14 protein-coding genes and 5 pseudogenes are annotated in these 13,868 nt (G+C 36.8%); 15 read left to right on the top strand and 4 right to left on the bottom strand.

From position 1 onward, the window contains the following. Positions 1 to 179: 179 nt before the first annotated feature. Positions 180 to 1,346, bottom strand: coding sequence for a tyrosine-type recombinase/integrase (locus tag ACFIK3_RS08755; RefSeq protein ID WP_375676559.1), 1,167 nt, complete (start codon positions 1,344 to 1,346; stop codon positions 180 to 182). 150 nt (positions 1,347 to 1,496) lie between these two features. Here ACFIK3_RS08755 and ACFIK3_RS08750 point away from each other — a divergent pair, with 150 nt between their 5' ends. The 14 genes and pseudogenes from ACFIK3_RS08750 to ACFIK3_RS08685 all read left to right on the top strand — a co-directional run. Next, complete coding sequence (locus tag ACFIK3_RS08750; RefSeq protein WP_375616937.1) at positions 1,497 to 2,180, top strand: DNA adenine methylase; 684 nt, start codon at positions 1,497 to 1,499, stop codon at positions 2,178 to 2,180. Between the two features lie 510 nt (positions 2,181 to 2,690). Next, positions 2,691 to 2,909 carry a TA system antitoxin ParD family protein gene (locus tag ACFIK3_RS08745; RefSeq protein WP_005773872.1) on the top strand — a complete coding sequence of 73 codons (219 nt, stop codon included), beginning with the start codon at positions 2,691 to 2,693 and terminating at the stop codon, positions 2,907 to 2,909. Beyond that, positions 2,902 to 3,186 carry a type II toxin-antitoxin system RelE/ParE family toxin gene (locus ACFIK3_RS08740; protein WP_246054788.1) on the top strand — a complete coding sequence of 95 codons (285 nt, stop codon included), beginning with the start codon at positions 2,902 to 2,904 and terminating at the stop codon, positions 3,184 to 3,186. The genes ACFIK3_RS08745 and ACFIK3_RS08740 overlap by 8 nt, the downstream gene beginning before the upstream one ends. Positions 3,187 to 3,958: 772 nt before the next feature. Beyond that, a complete protein-coding gene (locus tag ACFIK3_RS08735) occupies positions 3,959 to 4,159 on the top strand; it encodes a hypothetical protein (RefSeq protein WP_375676558.1) in 201 nt (66 codons plus the stop codon). A gap of 12 nt (positions 4,160 to 4,171) precedes the next feature. Then, positions 4,172 to 4,324 (top strand): annotated as a pseudogene (locus ACFIK3_RS08730) (carboxymuconolactone decarboxylase family protein); the annotation flags it as partial. A 129-nt stretch (positions 4,325 to 4,453) separates the two neighbouring features. Beyond that, entirely contained in the window at positions 4,454 to 4,768 is a 315-nt protein-coding gene (locus ACFIK3_RS08725; RefSeq protein WP_375676560.1) for a carboxymuconolactone decarboxylase family protein, read from the top strand. 86 nt (positions 4,769 to 4,854) lie between these two features. Continuing rightward, positions 4,855 to 5,475, top strand: coding sequence for a hypothetical protein (locus ACFIK3_RS08720; protein WP_273758245.1), 621 nt, complete (start codon positions 4,855 to 4,857; stop codon positions 5,473 to 5,475). Between the two features lie 291 nt (positions 5,476 to 5,766). After that, positions 5,767 to 6,570: an AfsA-related hotdog domain-containing protein gene (locus tag ACFIK3_RS08715; RefSeq protein ID WP_254492178.1), complete on the top strand. Its 804-nt coding sequence runs from the start codon at positions 5,767 to 5,769 to the stop codon at positions 6,568 to 6,570. Positions 6,571 to 6,581: 11 nt separating this feature from the next. Continuing rightward, on the top strand, positions 6,582 to 7,424 hold the full coding sequence (locus tag ACFIK3_RS08710; RefSeq protein ID WP_375676557.1) for a hypothetical protein: 843 nt from the start codon (positions 6,582 to 6,584) through the stop codon (positions 7,422 to 7,424). Positions 7,425 to 7,507: 83 nt separating this feature from the next. Beyond that, the gene (locus ACFIK3_RS08705) at positions 7,508 to 8,266 is read left to right on the top strand and encodes an HAD family hydrolase (protein WP_375676556.1); all 759 of its coding nucleotides are present in this window, start codon (positions 7,508 to 7,510) and stop codon (positions 8,264 to 8,266) included. 164 nt (positions 8,267 to 8,430) lie between these two features. After that, a complete protein-coding gene (locus ACFIK3_RS08700; protein WP_375676555.1) occupies positions 8,431 to 9,174 on the top strand; it encodes an SDR family oxidoreductase in 744 nt (247 codons plus the stop codon). Positions 9,175 to 9,185: 11 nt separating this feature from the next. After that, positions 9,186 to 10,118 carry a DMT family transporter gene (locus tag ACFIK3_RS08695; protein WP_375624018.1) on the top strand — a complete coding sequence of 311 codons (933 nt, stop codon included), beginning with the start codon at positions 9,186 to 9,188 and terminating at the stop codon, positions 10,116 to 10,118. A 13-nt stretch (positions 10,119 to 10,131) separates the two neighbouring features. Then, positions 10,132 to 10,209: pseudogene (locus ACFIK3_RS08690) on the top strand (Killer protein); the annotation flags it as partial. 18 nt (positions 10,210 to 10,227) lie between these two features. After that, a pseudogene (locus ACFIK3_RS08685) lies at positions 10,228 to 10,332 on the top strand (transcriptional regulator); the annotation flags it as partial. A 1,551-nt stretch (positions 10,333 to 11,883) separates the two neighbouring features. On the opposite strand, the pseudogene ACFIK3_RS08680 reads toward ACFIK3_RS08685, so the two are convergent. From ACFIK3_RS08680 to ACFIK3_RS08670, 3 genes and pseudogenes are all read right to left on the bottom strand, one after another. Then, positions 11,884 to 12,156: pseudogene (locus ACFIK3_RS08680) on the bottom strand (type II toxin-antitoxin system YafQ family toxin). 1 nt (position 12,157) lies between these two features. Beyond that, positions 12,158 to 12,415, bottom strand: coding sequence for a type II toxin-antitoxin system RelB/DinJ family antitoxin (locus tag ACFIK3_RS08675; protein WP_375638828.1), 258 nt, complete (start codon positions 12,413 to 12,415; stop codon positions 12,158 to 12,160). Between the two features lie 304 nt (positions 12,416 to 12,719). Beyond that, a pseudogene (locus tag ACFIK3_RS08670) lies at positions 12,720 to 13,339 on the bottom strand (type ISP restriction/modification enzyme); the annotation flags it as partial. Positions 13,340 to 13,594: 255 nt separating this feature from the next. Between ACFIK3_RS08670 and ACFIK3_RS08665 the strand changes: the two are divergent. Then, positions 13,595 to 13,774, top strand: a complete 180-nt coding sequence (locus ACFIK3_RS08665) for a hypothetical protein (RefSeq protein ID WP_375654673.1) — start codon at positions 13,595 to 13,597, stop codon at positions 13,772 to 13,774. Positions 13,775 to 13,868: the final 94 nt, after the last annotated feature.

Below are 13,868 nucleotides of genomic sequence, written 5' to 3'. Positions count from 1 at the left end.
AACAAATCATAACTATTTATTAACCACATTTTGGTTCATTTGGAAAGATGTTTTATTTATAGAAAACAATATTTTATCATACAATTTTTGATGTGATAATTTATGACTCTTATTGAGAAAGAATGAGAGAGAAGAGAGAGAAAGTTATCCACAGATCATGGGGTTATGCACTCCATATCTTAAGATTGACCCGTGACATAAGCCGCCCATTTATCCATATAAACGCGGCGCTGTTCTAAATAGTCAGTCCGACGATAGGCACGCTCTACTTGCCCTCCTACTGTATGACTTAGAATGGTTTCAGCGACCTCATAGGGGGCATCGGTTGTTTCAGCGAGCCAATTGCGTAAACTAGAGCGAAATCCATGCGGGCAGGCATCAATCTTATTCTCTCTCATATACTTTGCCATACAACTATCAGCAAGGGGACCGCGACCGGTAGCAGAAAAAAAGAAATCATTGCGAGAGAACAAGCGCGCTTGTTTTAAAATGTCTAATGCCTCTGTTGATAAGGGCACACGAAATTCTGTTGTAGCATCACGCTTTCCTTTCATATTTTCAGCAGGGATAGTCCAGATATCCCCATCAACTTGATCTTCACGAATATGACGTAAAGGGTTTGTGCGAACGCCTGTCAGAATAAGCAAACGCAAAGCCAGTTGTGTCATAGTTATTTTTTGACAAAGTGTTTTATAAAAAGCCGGCACATCTCTCCAATCCATTGCTGGTATATTTTGCGTTTTATGGCGTTGTTTGCCTAGGAGCGCGCGTGCTTTTGTTGTTGCTTGTAAATCAACATTCAACCCTAATGCAGCCGCATGTTTGAGACAAAGATTAAGACGGTTTAGTGCTTTTTCTGCTGTAACAGCTTTTGTATGCCAGATAGGAGTAAACGTATTGCGTATCTCTGTTTGCGTAATCTCAGAAACGGGCAGGCAACCTAATTTAGGGAGAATGTAAAGCCGCAAAGGTGCAAACCAATTCCTAGCCTTACCATCATCTTTTAATTCAGCTTTACGACTTTCAAAAGTATCCAAAGCGATATCTTTTAAGTAATGGAGATTGCTTATTGCTTCACGCTTTTGTTTCTCCCGCTCTTTAATGGGGTCACGCCCCTCATGCAAAACAGAACGCCATTGGTTTGCCAATTCACGGGCTTTTTTTAAAGAAACATGTCTTAATGCACCCAAGCCCATTTCGCGGCGCCGACCATGAATGGTATAACGATAAAGCCATTGAGCACCGCCATCTTTACGCTTATGGAGAAGCAAGCCGGCGCCATCATTATATTTGCCAGCCCCCAATGTCGCGACAGATCTTGCATTAAGACGGTTCATAAGAGCCATTTTTAAATCCTTTCTTATACAAATTTGATCCACACACTCATCCCGCTTGTGACGTGCAAAGATGTGGTTTTGATTGATTCAAGATAAGCAGATTTAAAATGAGAGAATCTTGCGTTATTCGAGGGTCTAATTCAATATGAATAACGCTAGATTATCATTATAAATCAATATGTTGTATCTTTAAGGAGAAAATTAGTTCCTTTATATGAAGTGATCAATGATCGTTCAGGTGATGTGGTGAATTTTTTTCGGGTGTTGCAACGCCATTATTACCCTTTCATGGATCTGTTGGAGTTCCAGGTGAGTAGCCGTGAGGCGTTTGAACGGTTACGCACCCAAGATCCCAAGACCCTGACAGATTTAGAGCGGGCATTGCGGTTTTTATATCTGCAGCGGTTGAGTTTTGGTGGCAAAGTGGCAAAACAGACGTTTGGAGTTGATCCACACCGTGGTGCACGGTTTAATAGTCTCAAACTTGAAGCCTCCTTAAAGCTTATTTACCGTCGTTTAGCAGGTGTGACCATTGAACATTTAGATTGGTTTGAGTTTATTAGGCGCTATGATCGTCCCAACATCTTGTTTTACCTTGATCCGCCTTATTGGGGTGTTGAGGATTACTATGGCAAGGATTTGTTTAAGCGAGAGGATTATCAGAGGATGTCCACACTGCTTGCACAGTTAAAGGGAAAGTTTCTTCTGTCACTCAATGATGTGCCGGAGATTCGCAAAAGCTTTAGCCCATTTAAGATAAAAGAGGTCACCATATCTTATACATGCAGTTCAAATAATCCAATTCCAGCTCAAGAGCTCATCATCTCAAATTGCGACTTTTAGCAAAGGAGAAAAAGCTGCCTTAAAGGGTCTTTAAATGATCATTGAAAGGTCTTTGAAGACCCTTTGAAAACCCCTTTAATTTTTTAAAAAAGACGTGAATTTTAAAAATGAATTGCTGCAAAACCTGCTGTCAAATTCTGCAAAACCTGCTGACAAGCTACATACAAGACATATAGAATCAATAATTTATAGCACGACAAAAGTGCTGTGGCGGAGGGGGTAGGAATGCTATATTTATATAAAATAAATAGATTATATAGAAGTTCGGGAATTTTGATTCCGTTGATTCTTTTAACTTATTTTCTGCCTATCCCGAACCTTTTTAGAGCTTATTCTCGATCATTTAGTTCTAAATTTATCTTTTATTTTCTCTTCTTTCAGATATTAAGAAAGATGGCTGTGAGAGAAGGAATTGTGTTAGAGATCTGCTAAGGTTATTGTGTTTCAAAGGTTGCTTTTTAACACCTTTTGAACTATATTACCACCTTATTGTAAGGTAGGAGTATAGTCATGGCTACAACTGTTAAACTGTCTGATGATCTCATTAATGAGGCTAAGCGTTACGCGTCTGTTTATAGCCGCTCGGTTCCTAAGCAAATTGAATATTGGTCGCGTATGGGCAAAATAGCCGAAGAAAATCCAGATCTCTCCTTTCAATTTATTCAAGCAATCTTACTTGGACAACAAGAAAATGCAGATGGCGATGTAACAGCATTCGAATTTGGCTGAATCTATGCAAGTTTTACAAACCCATTCATTTAAAAAAACTGTCAAAAAACTGCATGCCAACCAAAAACAAGATCTAGACCAAGCTGTTCGCGTCATTATGAAAACGCCCACCATTGGTCAAGCCAAAACAGGTGATCTTTCTGGTGTTTTTGTCTATAAATTTAAAATGGCCAAGCAATTGACGCTGCTTGCTTACAGCTATGAAGATCACACGATTACTTTGACCTTGTTAGCACTTGGCTCTCATGAAAATTTTTACCGAGATCTTAAAGCATAATATATTTTACAACTTGATAGAGGCACACAGCATTAATTTTACTAAAGTTCTCCAGTGCTAAAGGTATTAAACCAAAATTTATAGACATGATCAAGCTATATTGGGCACCTAATTGCGGCATAATATTTTTAGCTAAACCGATTGGAGGACTTTGCAGCAAAGGAGTACTGCACTCATCTGCTATTACATATCTCTAACTTGAGTTAAAAACAAAGCTCTTCCGTACACCCCAACAAATGGCTTTGTCATGATAGAACTTTACTAGATTAGAGGTAAGTTAGTAGCATCTGTTATAAATTTAACGCTTCGCACTTTCCTCGGTAAATTCAAGCCGCAAAATACTAAATACAACTAAGTCCTATAGCTCAATGCGCACATAATCATGCATGGTGTTTCTACGCTCAACAAGTTACACCTCAGTTCTCTTGCGCAAATACGAATAAGAAGGGTTTAATTTGCTAATTTTAGCTCAGTCTTAAGTACAACGTCTGGAAAGGCTACACGTGCCTGCTGCATCAACGTAATATTAATGCCATAGAAAAATCCCTTACTATCTGCTATAGCTTCATAAGGATTGCCTATAATGTAAAAAATGAAAAATAATATAAAATAAATTTACAAAAATGATTGACTAGGATATTAAAGCACGATAACGATTCATGCAATGCAAATCCGCAAGAGGAGATAAGGTATTGCATTTTAATTGAAGGTTTAGTTTTTAAGGAAAGTAAAAGCCTTATCCAACTAAGGCTCCGTGGGGAGGGGCCATTACATGCAAGAACAAACATTTGTAAATTATAAGAAAAATGCTTATGAATTGGGCGTGGAGCGTTTACGCTCTATGGAATTGGTCGAGACCCCTTCAATTCTTGAAGAAATGGCTGATGTTGCCCCTGATCTCGCAAAATTCATCATCTCTTTTGTGTATGGAGAAATTTATGAGCGACCTCACTTAACAAGCCGTATTCGGTAGCTTGCCACCGTTGCCATCTTTGCAACTCTCGGTAATGCAAGACGGCAACTCAAATTCCACCTTACCAGTGCTCTTAATATTGGGTGTAGTCCTGCTGAGCTGATTGAAGTAATGATACAGTTGGCACTTTATGCAGGGTTTCCAGCAGCCTTAAATAGTGTTTTTGCTGCAAAAGAGGTCTTTGATGAAAAGCAACTAGACTTCATATCTAGTTGCGGCTCGCCATTAGTATGCGAGGATCGCTACGAATCTGGACTGAAGGCACTAGAACATATTGATGGCCCCGATGGACAAATGATTATTAAGACACTGGGTAGCATTGCTCCAGACTTAGCTCGTTTTGTTGTTGAGTTTGGGTTTGGTGATATCTACACACGGCCTATCCTCAACTTCTTTGAACGGGAAATTATAACGGTGGCAGCGTTAGGAACGTTAGGAACTGCGATTCCACAGCTGAAGCTGCATATACAGGGTCTGCTTAATGTAGGTGGCACGCCCGAACAGGTGATTGAATTAGCAATTCACATTGCTCCTTATGCAGGCTTTCCTGCAGCGATTAATGTCGTTGAAATTGCTAAAGAAGTTTTTGCCTCACGCAAGGAGACATAGAGAAATTTATTTGCCAGCAACATCATTATTATCAAAAGCGTGATACTTACGAATTTAATTTTTTTCTTAATTTCAAGGAGAATTTAATGTCTACACCGTATCTTTTAATTACAGAAATATATCCTAAAGAAAACCAAACTCTTACAGTAGCTAAGAAATGGAGGCAGATCACAGCAGAAAAATCTGAGCAGCAGGCTACGGTGTTTGTATCTCTTGATAATAGGACTGTTCTGCAGTTGAGAGCCTTGCCCTCATTAAAACAGATTGAGAGCTTGCCGGGGATATGGGAGCTTGAATTAAAATTATTGGGAGAAGATCTTGTGAACGACTTTCGTCGTCAACTTTTGACCTATGTTGAATCGGTAAAAGTGCTCAAGCAGTCTTTGCCTAGCACACCGTATCTGCAGCTGCGTCATATTGAGGTTCCTCCAAGCCGTTTTACCTCCTACCGCCAATGGCGAGACAAAACCATTTTTGACGTAGTACGCAAGGCATCTGAGGTTGAAGAGTTTATTGCTTATCATTCCATCATTAGTACAGAGCCGGGTGTTATGTTTCTCTCCGGTTTTTCTGTTGATCCTGAGATCTATAAGAGCCTTTTTTCTTCTCCGCGCTATCAAGAGATAATTAAAAAGGCCGGAGACAATTTTATCACGGGTGGAGAAGGTGGACTTTATACAAAAATTTACAAACGCTTTATTAATTAACAACGAACTACGGCGACAGCTGTAAAACTAAGCTGCAGCTTTTGGTTTGAGTGGAGGGTAGTGATTGCTAAAAATGAGCGCTTACTCTTCTATAATATTACCGAAAAGCCATGTATGTTTTAAGTAATGTAATTATTTTGGTAAATTTTTGCTTATATTTGATCAATAACGTAGTTACCGATTTTTAAAGCCATATAATAATTTTATGAAGAGTATGTTTTTATTTCAAATAAATCAAAGAGATATAAAAAGAGAGTTAAAATTAGTTATAATTTTGAGGCAGGGAGCACAATGAAAAATACATCTAATAAGAAAATTTTTATAGTTGGCAATAAATTTCATGAATTTAGTATACATGAAAACGTTAAGACTTTTGGGGAAATTTTAGAGATGATACGTACAAATTCCTTTGCCAATTTACCTAGTAATAGTCAACTTGTTAGCGGTCAAGGGTTAACAGAAGTTCAAGCTCAAGCTCTTTATGACCAAGGACTATATCCACTCGCAGCCCACGGGATTGATATTTCTCCTCTACTACAGCGTCCACTTCGCGTTAGCCGCCTGCAAAGTCATAAGCACTACATCAGAAATGCGATTATCTCTCACCCGAAACGTTTAGATGAGCATAATTTTGAATCTCACTTAATATTGGATGAACGGTCAGAACTAATGAATGATCATCAAACTGGACAACATATACAAGGTATGGTGTTGATTGAAGCAGCTCGTCAAATGTTTTTAGCAGTTACTGAGGAATATTTTATCGGAGATAACTGGACGGAGCCGTATTACTTCGTGTTAAATAGCCTGGCTGCCAATTTTACAGGGTTTGTATTCCCTCTTGACGTTGTTTTTAACTATCGAATTAACTCTAGCGATATATCCAGATTATCTCGCCTTCACTTCGATATAACTATATCAGTTAACCAAGGCGACACGAGCGCCGCTACTCTTTCCTTTCAGTTTACTGCTTATCATGCAGAAAAACTAAAGAAGAATGAACACAAACAAGCGATTAAATTTCTTAACAAGCAAACAGGTAGGGACTCTGTCTCGCGGAAAGCTGAGAACCTTGAAAATGTTTATCTTGCGTAGAGGCATTATCTATGAAAACAATAATGTACGAACTAAGTTTGACTACACAAGGACCGACTTATCCCCCGAGCGAAGTAATGGATGAAAAGGGAAATTTTATTGTTATTGGACAAATCAATCGCATGAATTCCCATGGAGAACTTACCTCAGAGTGGGGAAGAGCTTTGGTATCAATCTCTACTGTAACTCCTGAATTCGTCAAGAATGCTCCCTACGATATCATAAAAGAACTTTCAGATCCTCTTTCTAGTAGTGATGCCTCTCTTGTATTACATACTCTGCCCTTACCATTACCATGCAATAATTATCCAGTAATATTTGCACCAGCGCAATGCCCCAATGCGAAAAATATTTATCTGCCAAGCTATGGCTTCCATGAAGTACCAATACCAGACGCTCGAAACCAAGATGGTAGAAAGATTACTGCGCCGATAACCCTTGAACAATGGTGTAAAGCGAAAGGATCCATGGAAGTTTCCGTCCCTAACGACCAAAGAACAGGACATTTTCATTTTGAATTTTTGGGGTTAATTCCTAACAGTCTTTACACAATTATGGCACTACGGCAACATGATCTGAATCCCCATGCACCTACACGACCCGGCCCACTTGGTCTTCCCAATATACTACTGGCAGATGCAGATGGGCATGCCTTTTATCAAGCAATATTACCCAATCCGTTTCCATCTGTGAACGATCCCTCTGCTAATCGAATAGTAAATATCGTCTTGCTTTGGATGAGTTATCAAATGAATCGAGGCGGTGCGATCGGATGGTATGGCTTAGGAGGGGATGTCCACGCGCAGCTAAAGCTCAAAAAAACAGGTTTCTGGGAATTCACAACAAAGGATTAATATTACGAATAAATCATATCCATGCTTATAAAGAACAAACAACATTATAAAGTATTTAATTTTTTTGAAGGGAGAAATTAATAATGAGCCTTGCGTATGCATTCTTCGATGTAGATGGCTCCCTTATTCGGAGCAAGAGTATGCTCGCTTTCCACGATTTCTGGTATAAATCTTGGCTAGGTTTTTCAACCAACGCTCACCAAGAGGAATATGCAGATACTACTGCTATTTTACGTGCACACCATGATAACCAGAGTCCGCGCAGCGTAATAAACCGTCGCTTTTATGAATTTTTTGCCGGACGTGCTGTAGCAGAAGTAACAAGATGTGCAGAAACTTGGGCAAAGCGCGCGTTGATTAATCCTACTTTCTTAATCCAAGAAGTAGTAACAGAACTAAAATCCCATCATAGCCAAAAAATTGAGCCGGTCTTAGTATCCGGCTCTTTTATAGAAATTCTAGCCCCCATTGCAGAACATCTAGGTGTACCTTACATCTTGGCCACAAAACTATTGCATGATGGGCAAAAATATAATGGCCGTTTCGTCCCTCCGCAAACGATCGGCGTTGGAAAAGCGCTTGCGATTCAGGATTTTATTGAAAAACATGGTGGTGACCTTAAGAACTGCTGGGCCTACGGTGATGATATTTCCGATGAGCATATGCTGAAGCTTGTAGGTCATCCTGTCGCTGTTATTGGCGATCCTTTGCTTGAGGCGTATGCTCACAAGCATGGTTGGCGCTGTTTAAATCTACCTAAAGAATCACAAACTCTAGCATTCTCCTCTAAAAAGGTATTTCCTTTTAATGAGACGTCTTTACATGAAATATCAGTTCTTTAGTTATTCAACCTAATCACAATAAACTTTAAGGCTATCTTATTATTTAAACAATTTAATAATACTCAATACATTAAACATAATACAGTAGTACATAATGCATGGCTAAAAATAAACTAGCTGAATATTAATGATTACAACTTCAGGTATAGAAAATTCTAAACGAAATGATAAAAAACACGACCGGAATTTACTCACAACAACAGAAACGTATTTTAGTCACAGGAGGCGCTCGCGGCATCGGTAAAGCAATTGTTCTAAACTTATTGAAAAATGGTCATAAGGTAGCAAGTGCAGACATCATTGACATAGAACTACCAACCTCCATCGATACGGCAGGCTTATGTAAATTGATTGTTGATATCCGCGATAAAGAAGCCATTGACTCTTCTGTCCATAAGGTTATCTCAGAATTTGGTGGTCTTGATGTCTTAGTTAATGTAGCAGGCATTTGTTATAGTGGCGATCCAGAAACAATTGATGCTCAAGAATGTGCTGAAACATTTGATGTGAATATTAAAGGAATGTTTTATATAACAGCTGCTACTTTACCCTATCTAAAAAAGGAAATTCTCGCCGATATTATAAATATTTCATCCATATGGGGTGTAGAATACAATCCTTCTTTAATTTCATATTCTTCTTCTAAATTTGCTGTAGAGGGCTATACTGGTGGGTTGCGCTTATGGGGAATGCCACAAAATATTCGTGTTTGTTCAATCCAAGTTGATAAAGTTAATACGGATTTTCGTCGCAATTTTAAAGGATTCCCAGAGATACCTCCAGAGAATCTTGCCAAAATGCTTCACCCAGATGACATTGCTTCCGCGGTCAACTTTATTCTTTCCTCATCTAATACCGCACAAATTTCTTCTATACGTCTCGATGCTCCACTTTGGTATCAAGTATAAGGATCTATCCAATGAAAATCACGCCCAGAATAGCTCTTGTCTTAACCCTCGTAGGAACCTTTTTTTGGGGTTCCAATTTCCAAGCCACTAAGATAGCTTTAACGACTGTTTCTCCATGGACAGCTTCTTTTGAGCGGTTTCTCATTGCCGTAATCGCCATATTTTTAATTATGATTTTCAAAGAAGGCTTGCGGTGGCATGTTTTATCGCAAAATTTTATTTCTTATATTTTCCTAGGGATTATCGGTGTGGCAGGGTTTAATGGCGCTTTATTTGTTGGCTTGCAAACGTCAAATCCCATAACAGCCTCCCTCATCATGGCGACAACCCCTATTAGTGCTAATATTATTGAAGCTATCATGAATAAATCTTTCCCAACCTGTGAGAGGGTTATAGGGATGCTCATTAGCATGTTCGGGGTCTATTTAGTCATAACAAATGGGAGATTTTTGTCTAACCATGTTTCCTTTGCCAAAGGAGATATTATGATTCTTTTAGGTTCCATTGGTTGGGCGTTCTATACCGTGGGCACGCGGTCATTTGTCAAGAACGCAACCCCGCTTGAAACAACAAGCTGGACGATGCTCTCTGGCACCGTCGCCCTTGGCGTCCTAACCTTTTTATTCGAATCCCCTCTTCAAGAAACGATGTCTATGTCCGGCGCTAGTTTATTCGCACTCCTTTGGATGGGGGGTGCAGGATCAGTTTTAGCCTACCTATTTTGGAATATTGGAATAGCGATCCGAGGTCCGGGTAAGACGGCGATATTTTTCAATTTTGTACCTATTTCAGCCTTATTGGTGCAAATCCTGTTCGGCTTCATCCCTCAAATCATGCAAATCATAGGCGTTTTTGTTACGATTTTTGGAGTTCTAATCGGACAAGGCTATATATTCAGCTTACTAGGATCTAGAAAAGCCGTTCCCAATGCGCATAAAGAGTAATATACTTTTTAAGATGAATGGAAATTGGCGTGTTATTTTTCGCTTTATCGGAACAGATGTGGAGCTTGTTGATTATCAAGATTACCATTGATGAAAGGAATGAAAACAAATGACGCATAACCCCGCCCATTCTAGTGAAGTTCTAAAAGTAGCTTTTTTAGAAGAAATGGGGATAACAATACAAAAATTAGCGTATCGTCTTCATATAACAAAATACGTATTTATTGTCAAATAATATTTTATCTTTTTTTGATATTTTTTTGTATTTTTTAAATACGTTGTGTATTGATAATATCTTATGATTATGAATTGCTTCTTTTATATTTATATGCGTTTAAAGCTATATTATGGGCTTTATGAAACGATTGCGTTATGTTTTGAATCTATACATCTATAATATTTAAAAAGGCTCTCATAATGCGTATTTTTATCTTTATAACCTATCAGTTTTTTTACTAAATGAATTTAAATTTTTTTGTGAATTTTGTTTATAATACATTTAAAATTTAATAGCCTCTTATAGGTGCTCTCTTTATAATCAATGCGTTCATTTACAGTTTAGTTATTTGAAGCTGCTGTTTTTACGCATTTTCTATAGCTGTTATATGCTTTATAGCCATGGCATCATTTTTCATTTTCATAAGAGAAACGATAAGTAGGATAATTGTAATTTATAGACTGTTATGAAAACATCTAAAGAGAGATTGATAATTATAGAGATCAGTAAAATTCCTTTTAATAGGCTTTTGTCAGTGATGTCAGTTTTGTCAGTTCTTTTTAGACCCTCTATTATTTTTTTTGAATGGTAAAAAATTAAAATCAATATATTTCAATATGTTAATATCTTTAAAACATAACTTATATCAAGAGTACAATCTTTAAAGATAGCCAATGATGTGAATTGATTAAAACTTGTCAGTTATGTGTCAGTAAATTGAACTGACAAAAGTGATCATTTTAATGAGTCATTAAAACGTGTCTTATGAAAAGCATATGAAATTAAAAACTGATTACGTTATCAAAATCCTTTTTATGAATTTTATCAGTTCTTTTGAATGATAACCTTATGATTTAGAGAATGATTACAACGTGCTTTATGAAAATCATGTGATCCTTTAAAGCCTTTCAAAAGATGGTTTATAACTCATAAGAAATGCTATCAAGATCATTAGGTTATGAGTTTTGACGGTTCCCTCTTTTAGATAAAAAAACGATAAAAAGTAAAAACGTTATTTTTCAATGTGTTAATATTTTACAGATCTTAAAAAACAACCTCTATTGATAACACAACCTATAAATTCAACTAATAATATACGTTTTGAAGGGGTTTTGACGGTTTTTATACCTTCAAAACCTATAAGAAAAGTGAATATACATAACCCTCTTTAAATAAAGCTTTTGATAACAATAAAGCTATCATTTTAGATTACGGTATAATCTTTTAAAGGCAATGTAAAAGAAGCGTATTCACTTTAAGATGGGATTTCTTAAAAGTTTTAAAGTAATCCAAATAAGAGTATTTAAAAGTGCAAATGATTTTTTTTAGAATAACGCATATAAACTATTCTTTTAAAAAGGGATATTCAATAATAATTAAGTCAATAAGTTATATTAATAGTGAGAATTTTATTCTTTATTGATTCTATTAGTTTTTTTCTCTATCCCTCATCTTTTTGAAGCTTTTTTATAGCTTCAAGAGCGAGTTTTTTACGGTCTGCGCTCTTTATGTAGAGAAAAGTTAGAGTATTTTTAACTTTTCATATAATTATTCTTTGAAAAGGTCAGAGTGCGTTCCTGTACGAATAAGATGTAATTTATCTCCTTCTATTCTATAAATAAGCAGCCAATCTGGTTAGATATGAATATCATGATACCCTACCCAATCGCCTTTTAGTGGATGATCACAGTAATGTCTTGGTAATGGCTTTTCTTCAATTAGAAGACTTAATAGTGTACGCAGCTTATTCATATTTTTACTGCGTTTTTCCGCCTTGCGCACGTCACGTTTAAATTGTCTCGAGCGAACAGGTATCAGCATATTAAATGCCTAAATCCTTAAAAAGGGCATCAGCGTTTTTAAATGTCTTACCTTTACCTTCATCTAATTCCTTTATAGCTTTACGTGTGACACTATTAGGTACTTTAAGCTCAAAAGGCAAACAACCTTCTTCAGCGACACGCAAAAATGTTATGCGGATAAGATCTGATGCACTTAATCCCATGCGTTCTAAAGTAATCATCGCTTGTTTTTTCATTTCAGCAGGAATGCGAGCGCGAACAACAGAATCGGCTTTCATGATTTGTATCTCCATTTATAACCTTTATTATAGTGTAGCTACACTGTGACTTCAAGTCAATTTTTTAGAATTAAAAACCCTCTGGATAGCAGGTATGGCAAAAAAAACTCCACGAAAAGAATCCTTGATTCGCAATAATTAAGAGGAATGTTGCAAAATCCTATTCTCTTAACTTTATTTTGTTATCCCTCATAGTAAAGAAGATTATATCTAATCAACGTAACAAGAGAGGTATAGATTATGGTTATAAGCTCTATACCCCTTGTAAGGTTATCACTCTCATTATGTGAGCATGCTTTATAAGTTATTCGGTTTCTCTTATTTCTAATTTTGGTAAGTTCTTAACGATTTTCATTGTTTCTAAACTTACGGTAATAACCCTTTGAAACAACTCCAATGGATAAGCAGGGTTGCCAACGGTTTCAACAGCATAGCGATTGGCATCATTAACAATGCCACTCTTCTTATCTGTCTTTACACATTGACGTTCCATAACCCATTCAAGAGAGATATCTGTCATGATGATATTGCTATTATAAGTAACTGTTGATTTATTCTTTTCCTTACTATCCTTAATTTTTGCGAATTTCATTTCTGTCACGTAATAAAACTTTTCTGGATTAGAGATATCAGTTAATTTTGGATTACCCTTTTTAAAGGTCACAGGATAAGGCTCTACAGTTTCATAATTCACGTGCAAATGCCCCAGTTTACGCCCTACTGTCACAAATTTCCAAAAATCATCAGCATTCTTTACACACGGGATACGAGGCAATTCTTTAGAGAGGTTATCAGCATAACGGGTGCGATAATCTTCTGAATGCAAAAGACCGTAAACATAATAAAATAGATCATCTTTAGTGTTTTTTCATTAAGATAAGCGGCTTTTAAATATGCTAATCCTTCATCAGTTATGGCATTACGCATTTTCTTTTTTCTTGTTTTAGTAAATAAACTATCGTCATGCTATTTTTCTTATCAAGCGATAATAATGGATAGTTTTTTGTTGTCTCTAATATGTAACAGTTCCAATAAATTTGGTATATTCTATGAATAAGAGTCTTTACTTGAAGCTCAAGATTATATTACATGCAACACCTTAAAATTAAGAAGCATATAGAGTGTATGATTGTCATTTAACAGTGTCATTGTAAAATCTTCAAAAGCGGGGGAAATGATATGGTTTGCACAACACATAAAGCAAGTGTATACAGTACAGTCTATGCTTTTCTCTTAGATTTTAGAAGTATTATTCTCATCAAAAAATTAAAAAATTGTTACGCGGTTGGCGATTTTTTCTGTGACGCTGATGATATGGTTCATTTGGTTGCTCATTTTGAGGACACAATGAATGCATAGATTTTTTTTCACTTTTATTTTTGCGGCTTTTTTGTGCCTTTTTTCGTTGCCGAGTTTTGCCCAAAACATTCGTGAGAAAGCGATTAATCAATCA

Origin of the sequence: Bartonella sp. CB10SXKL, from assembly GCF_042195515.1 — a bacterium.
Lineage (GTDB): Bacteria > Pseudomonadota > Alphaproteobacteria > Rhizobiales > Rhizobiaceae > Bartonella.
The sequence above is the reverse complement of the archived record's forward strand: the minus strand, read 5'-3'. Positions and strand labels throughout refer to the sequence as shown.

Bases quoted from the DNA above. Each gene is read 5' to 3' on its own strand.
- ACFIK3_RS08710 (WP_375676557.1), top strand. From the start codon at position 6,582: ATGAAAACAATAATGTACGAACTAAGTTTGACTACACAAGGACCGACT.
- ACFIK3_RS08720 (WP_273758245.1), top strand. From the start codon at position 4,855: ATGTCTACACCGTATCTTTTAATTACAGAAATATATCCTAAAGAAAAC.
- ACFIK3_RS08705 (WP_375676556.1), top strand. From the start codon at position 7,508: ATGAGCCTTGCGTATGCATTCTTCGATGTAGATGGCTCCCTTATTCGG.
- ACFIK3_RS08735 (WP_375676558.1), top strand. From the start codon at position 3,959: ATGCAAGAACAAACATTTGTAAATTATAAGAAAAATGCTTATGAATTG.
- ACFIK3_RS08745 (WP_005773872.1), top strand. From the start codon at position 2,691: ATGGCTACAACTGTTAAACTGTCTGATGATCTCATTAATGAGGCTAAG.
- ACFIK3_RS08725 (WP_375676560.1), top strand. From the start codon at position 4,454: ATGATTATTAAGACACTGGGTAGCATTGCTCCAGACTTAGCTCGTTTT.
- ACFIK3_RS08665 (WP_375654673.1), top strand. From the start codon at position 13,595: ATGGTTTGCACAACACATAAAGCAAGTGTATACAGTACAGTCTATGCT.
- ACFIK3_RS08755 (WP_375676559.1), bottom strand. From the start codon at position 1,346: ATGGCTCTTATGAACCGTCTTAATGCAAGATCTGTCGCGACATTGGGG.
- ACFIK3_RS08675 (WP_375638828.1), bottom strand. From the start codon at position 12,415: ATGAAAGCCGATTCTGTTGTTCGCGCTCGCATTCCTGCTGAAATGAAA.
- ACFIK3_RS08700 (WP_375676555.1), top strand. From the start codon at position 8,431: ATGATAAAAAACACGACCGGAATTTACTCACAACAACAGAAACGTATT.
- ACFIK3_RS08695 (WP_375624018.1), top strand. From the start codon at position 9,186: ATGAAAATCACGCCCAGAATAGCTCTTGTCTTAACCCTCGTAGGAACC.
- ACFIK3_RS08715 (WP_254492178.1), top strand. From the start codon at position 5,767: ATGAAAAATACATCTAATAAGAAAATTTTTATAGTTGGCAATAAATTT.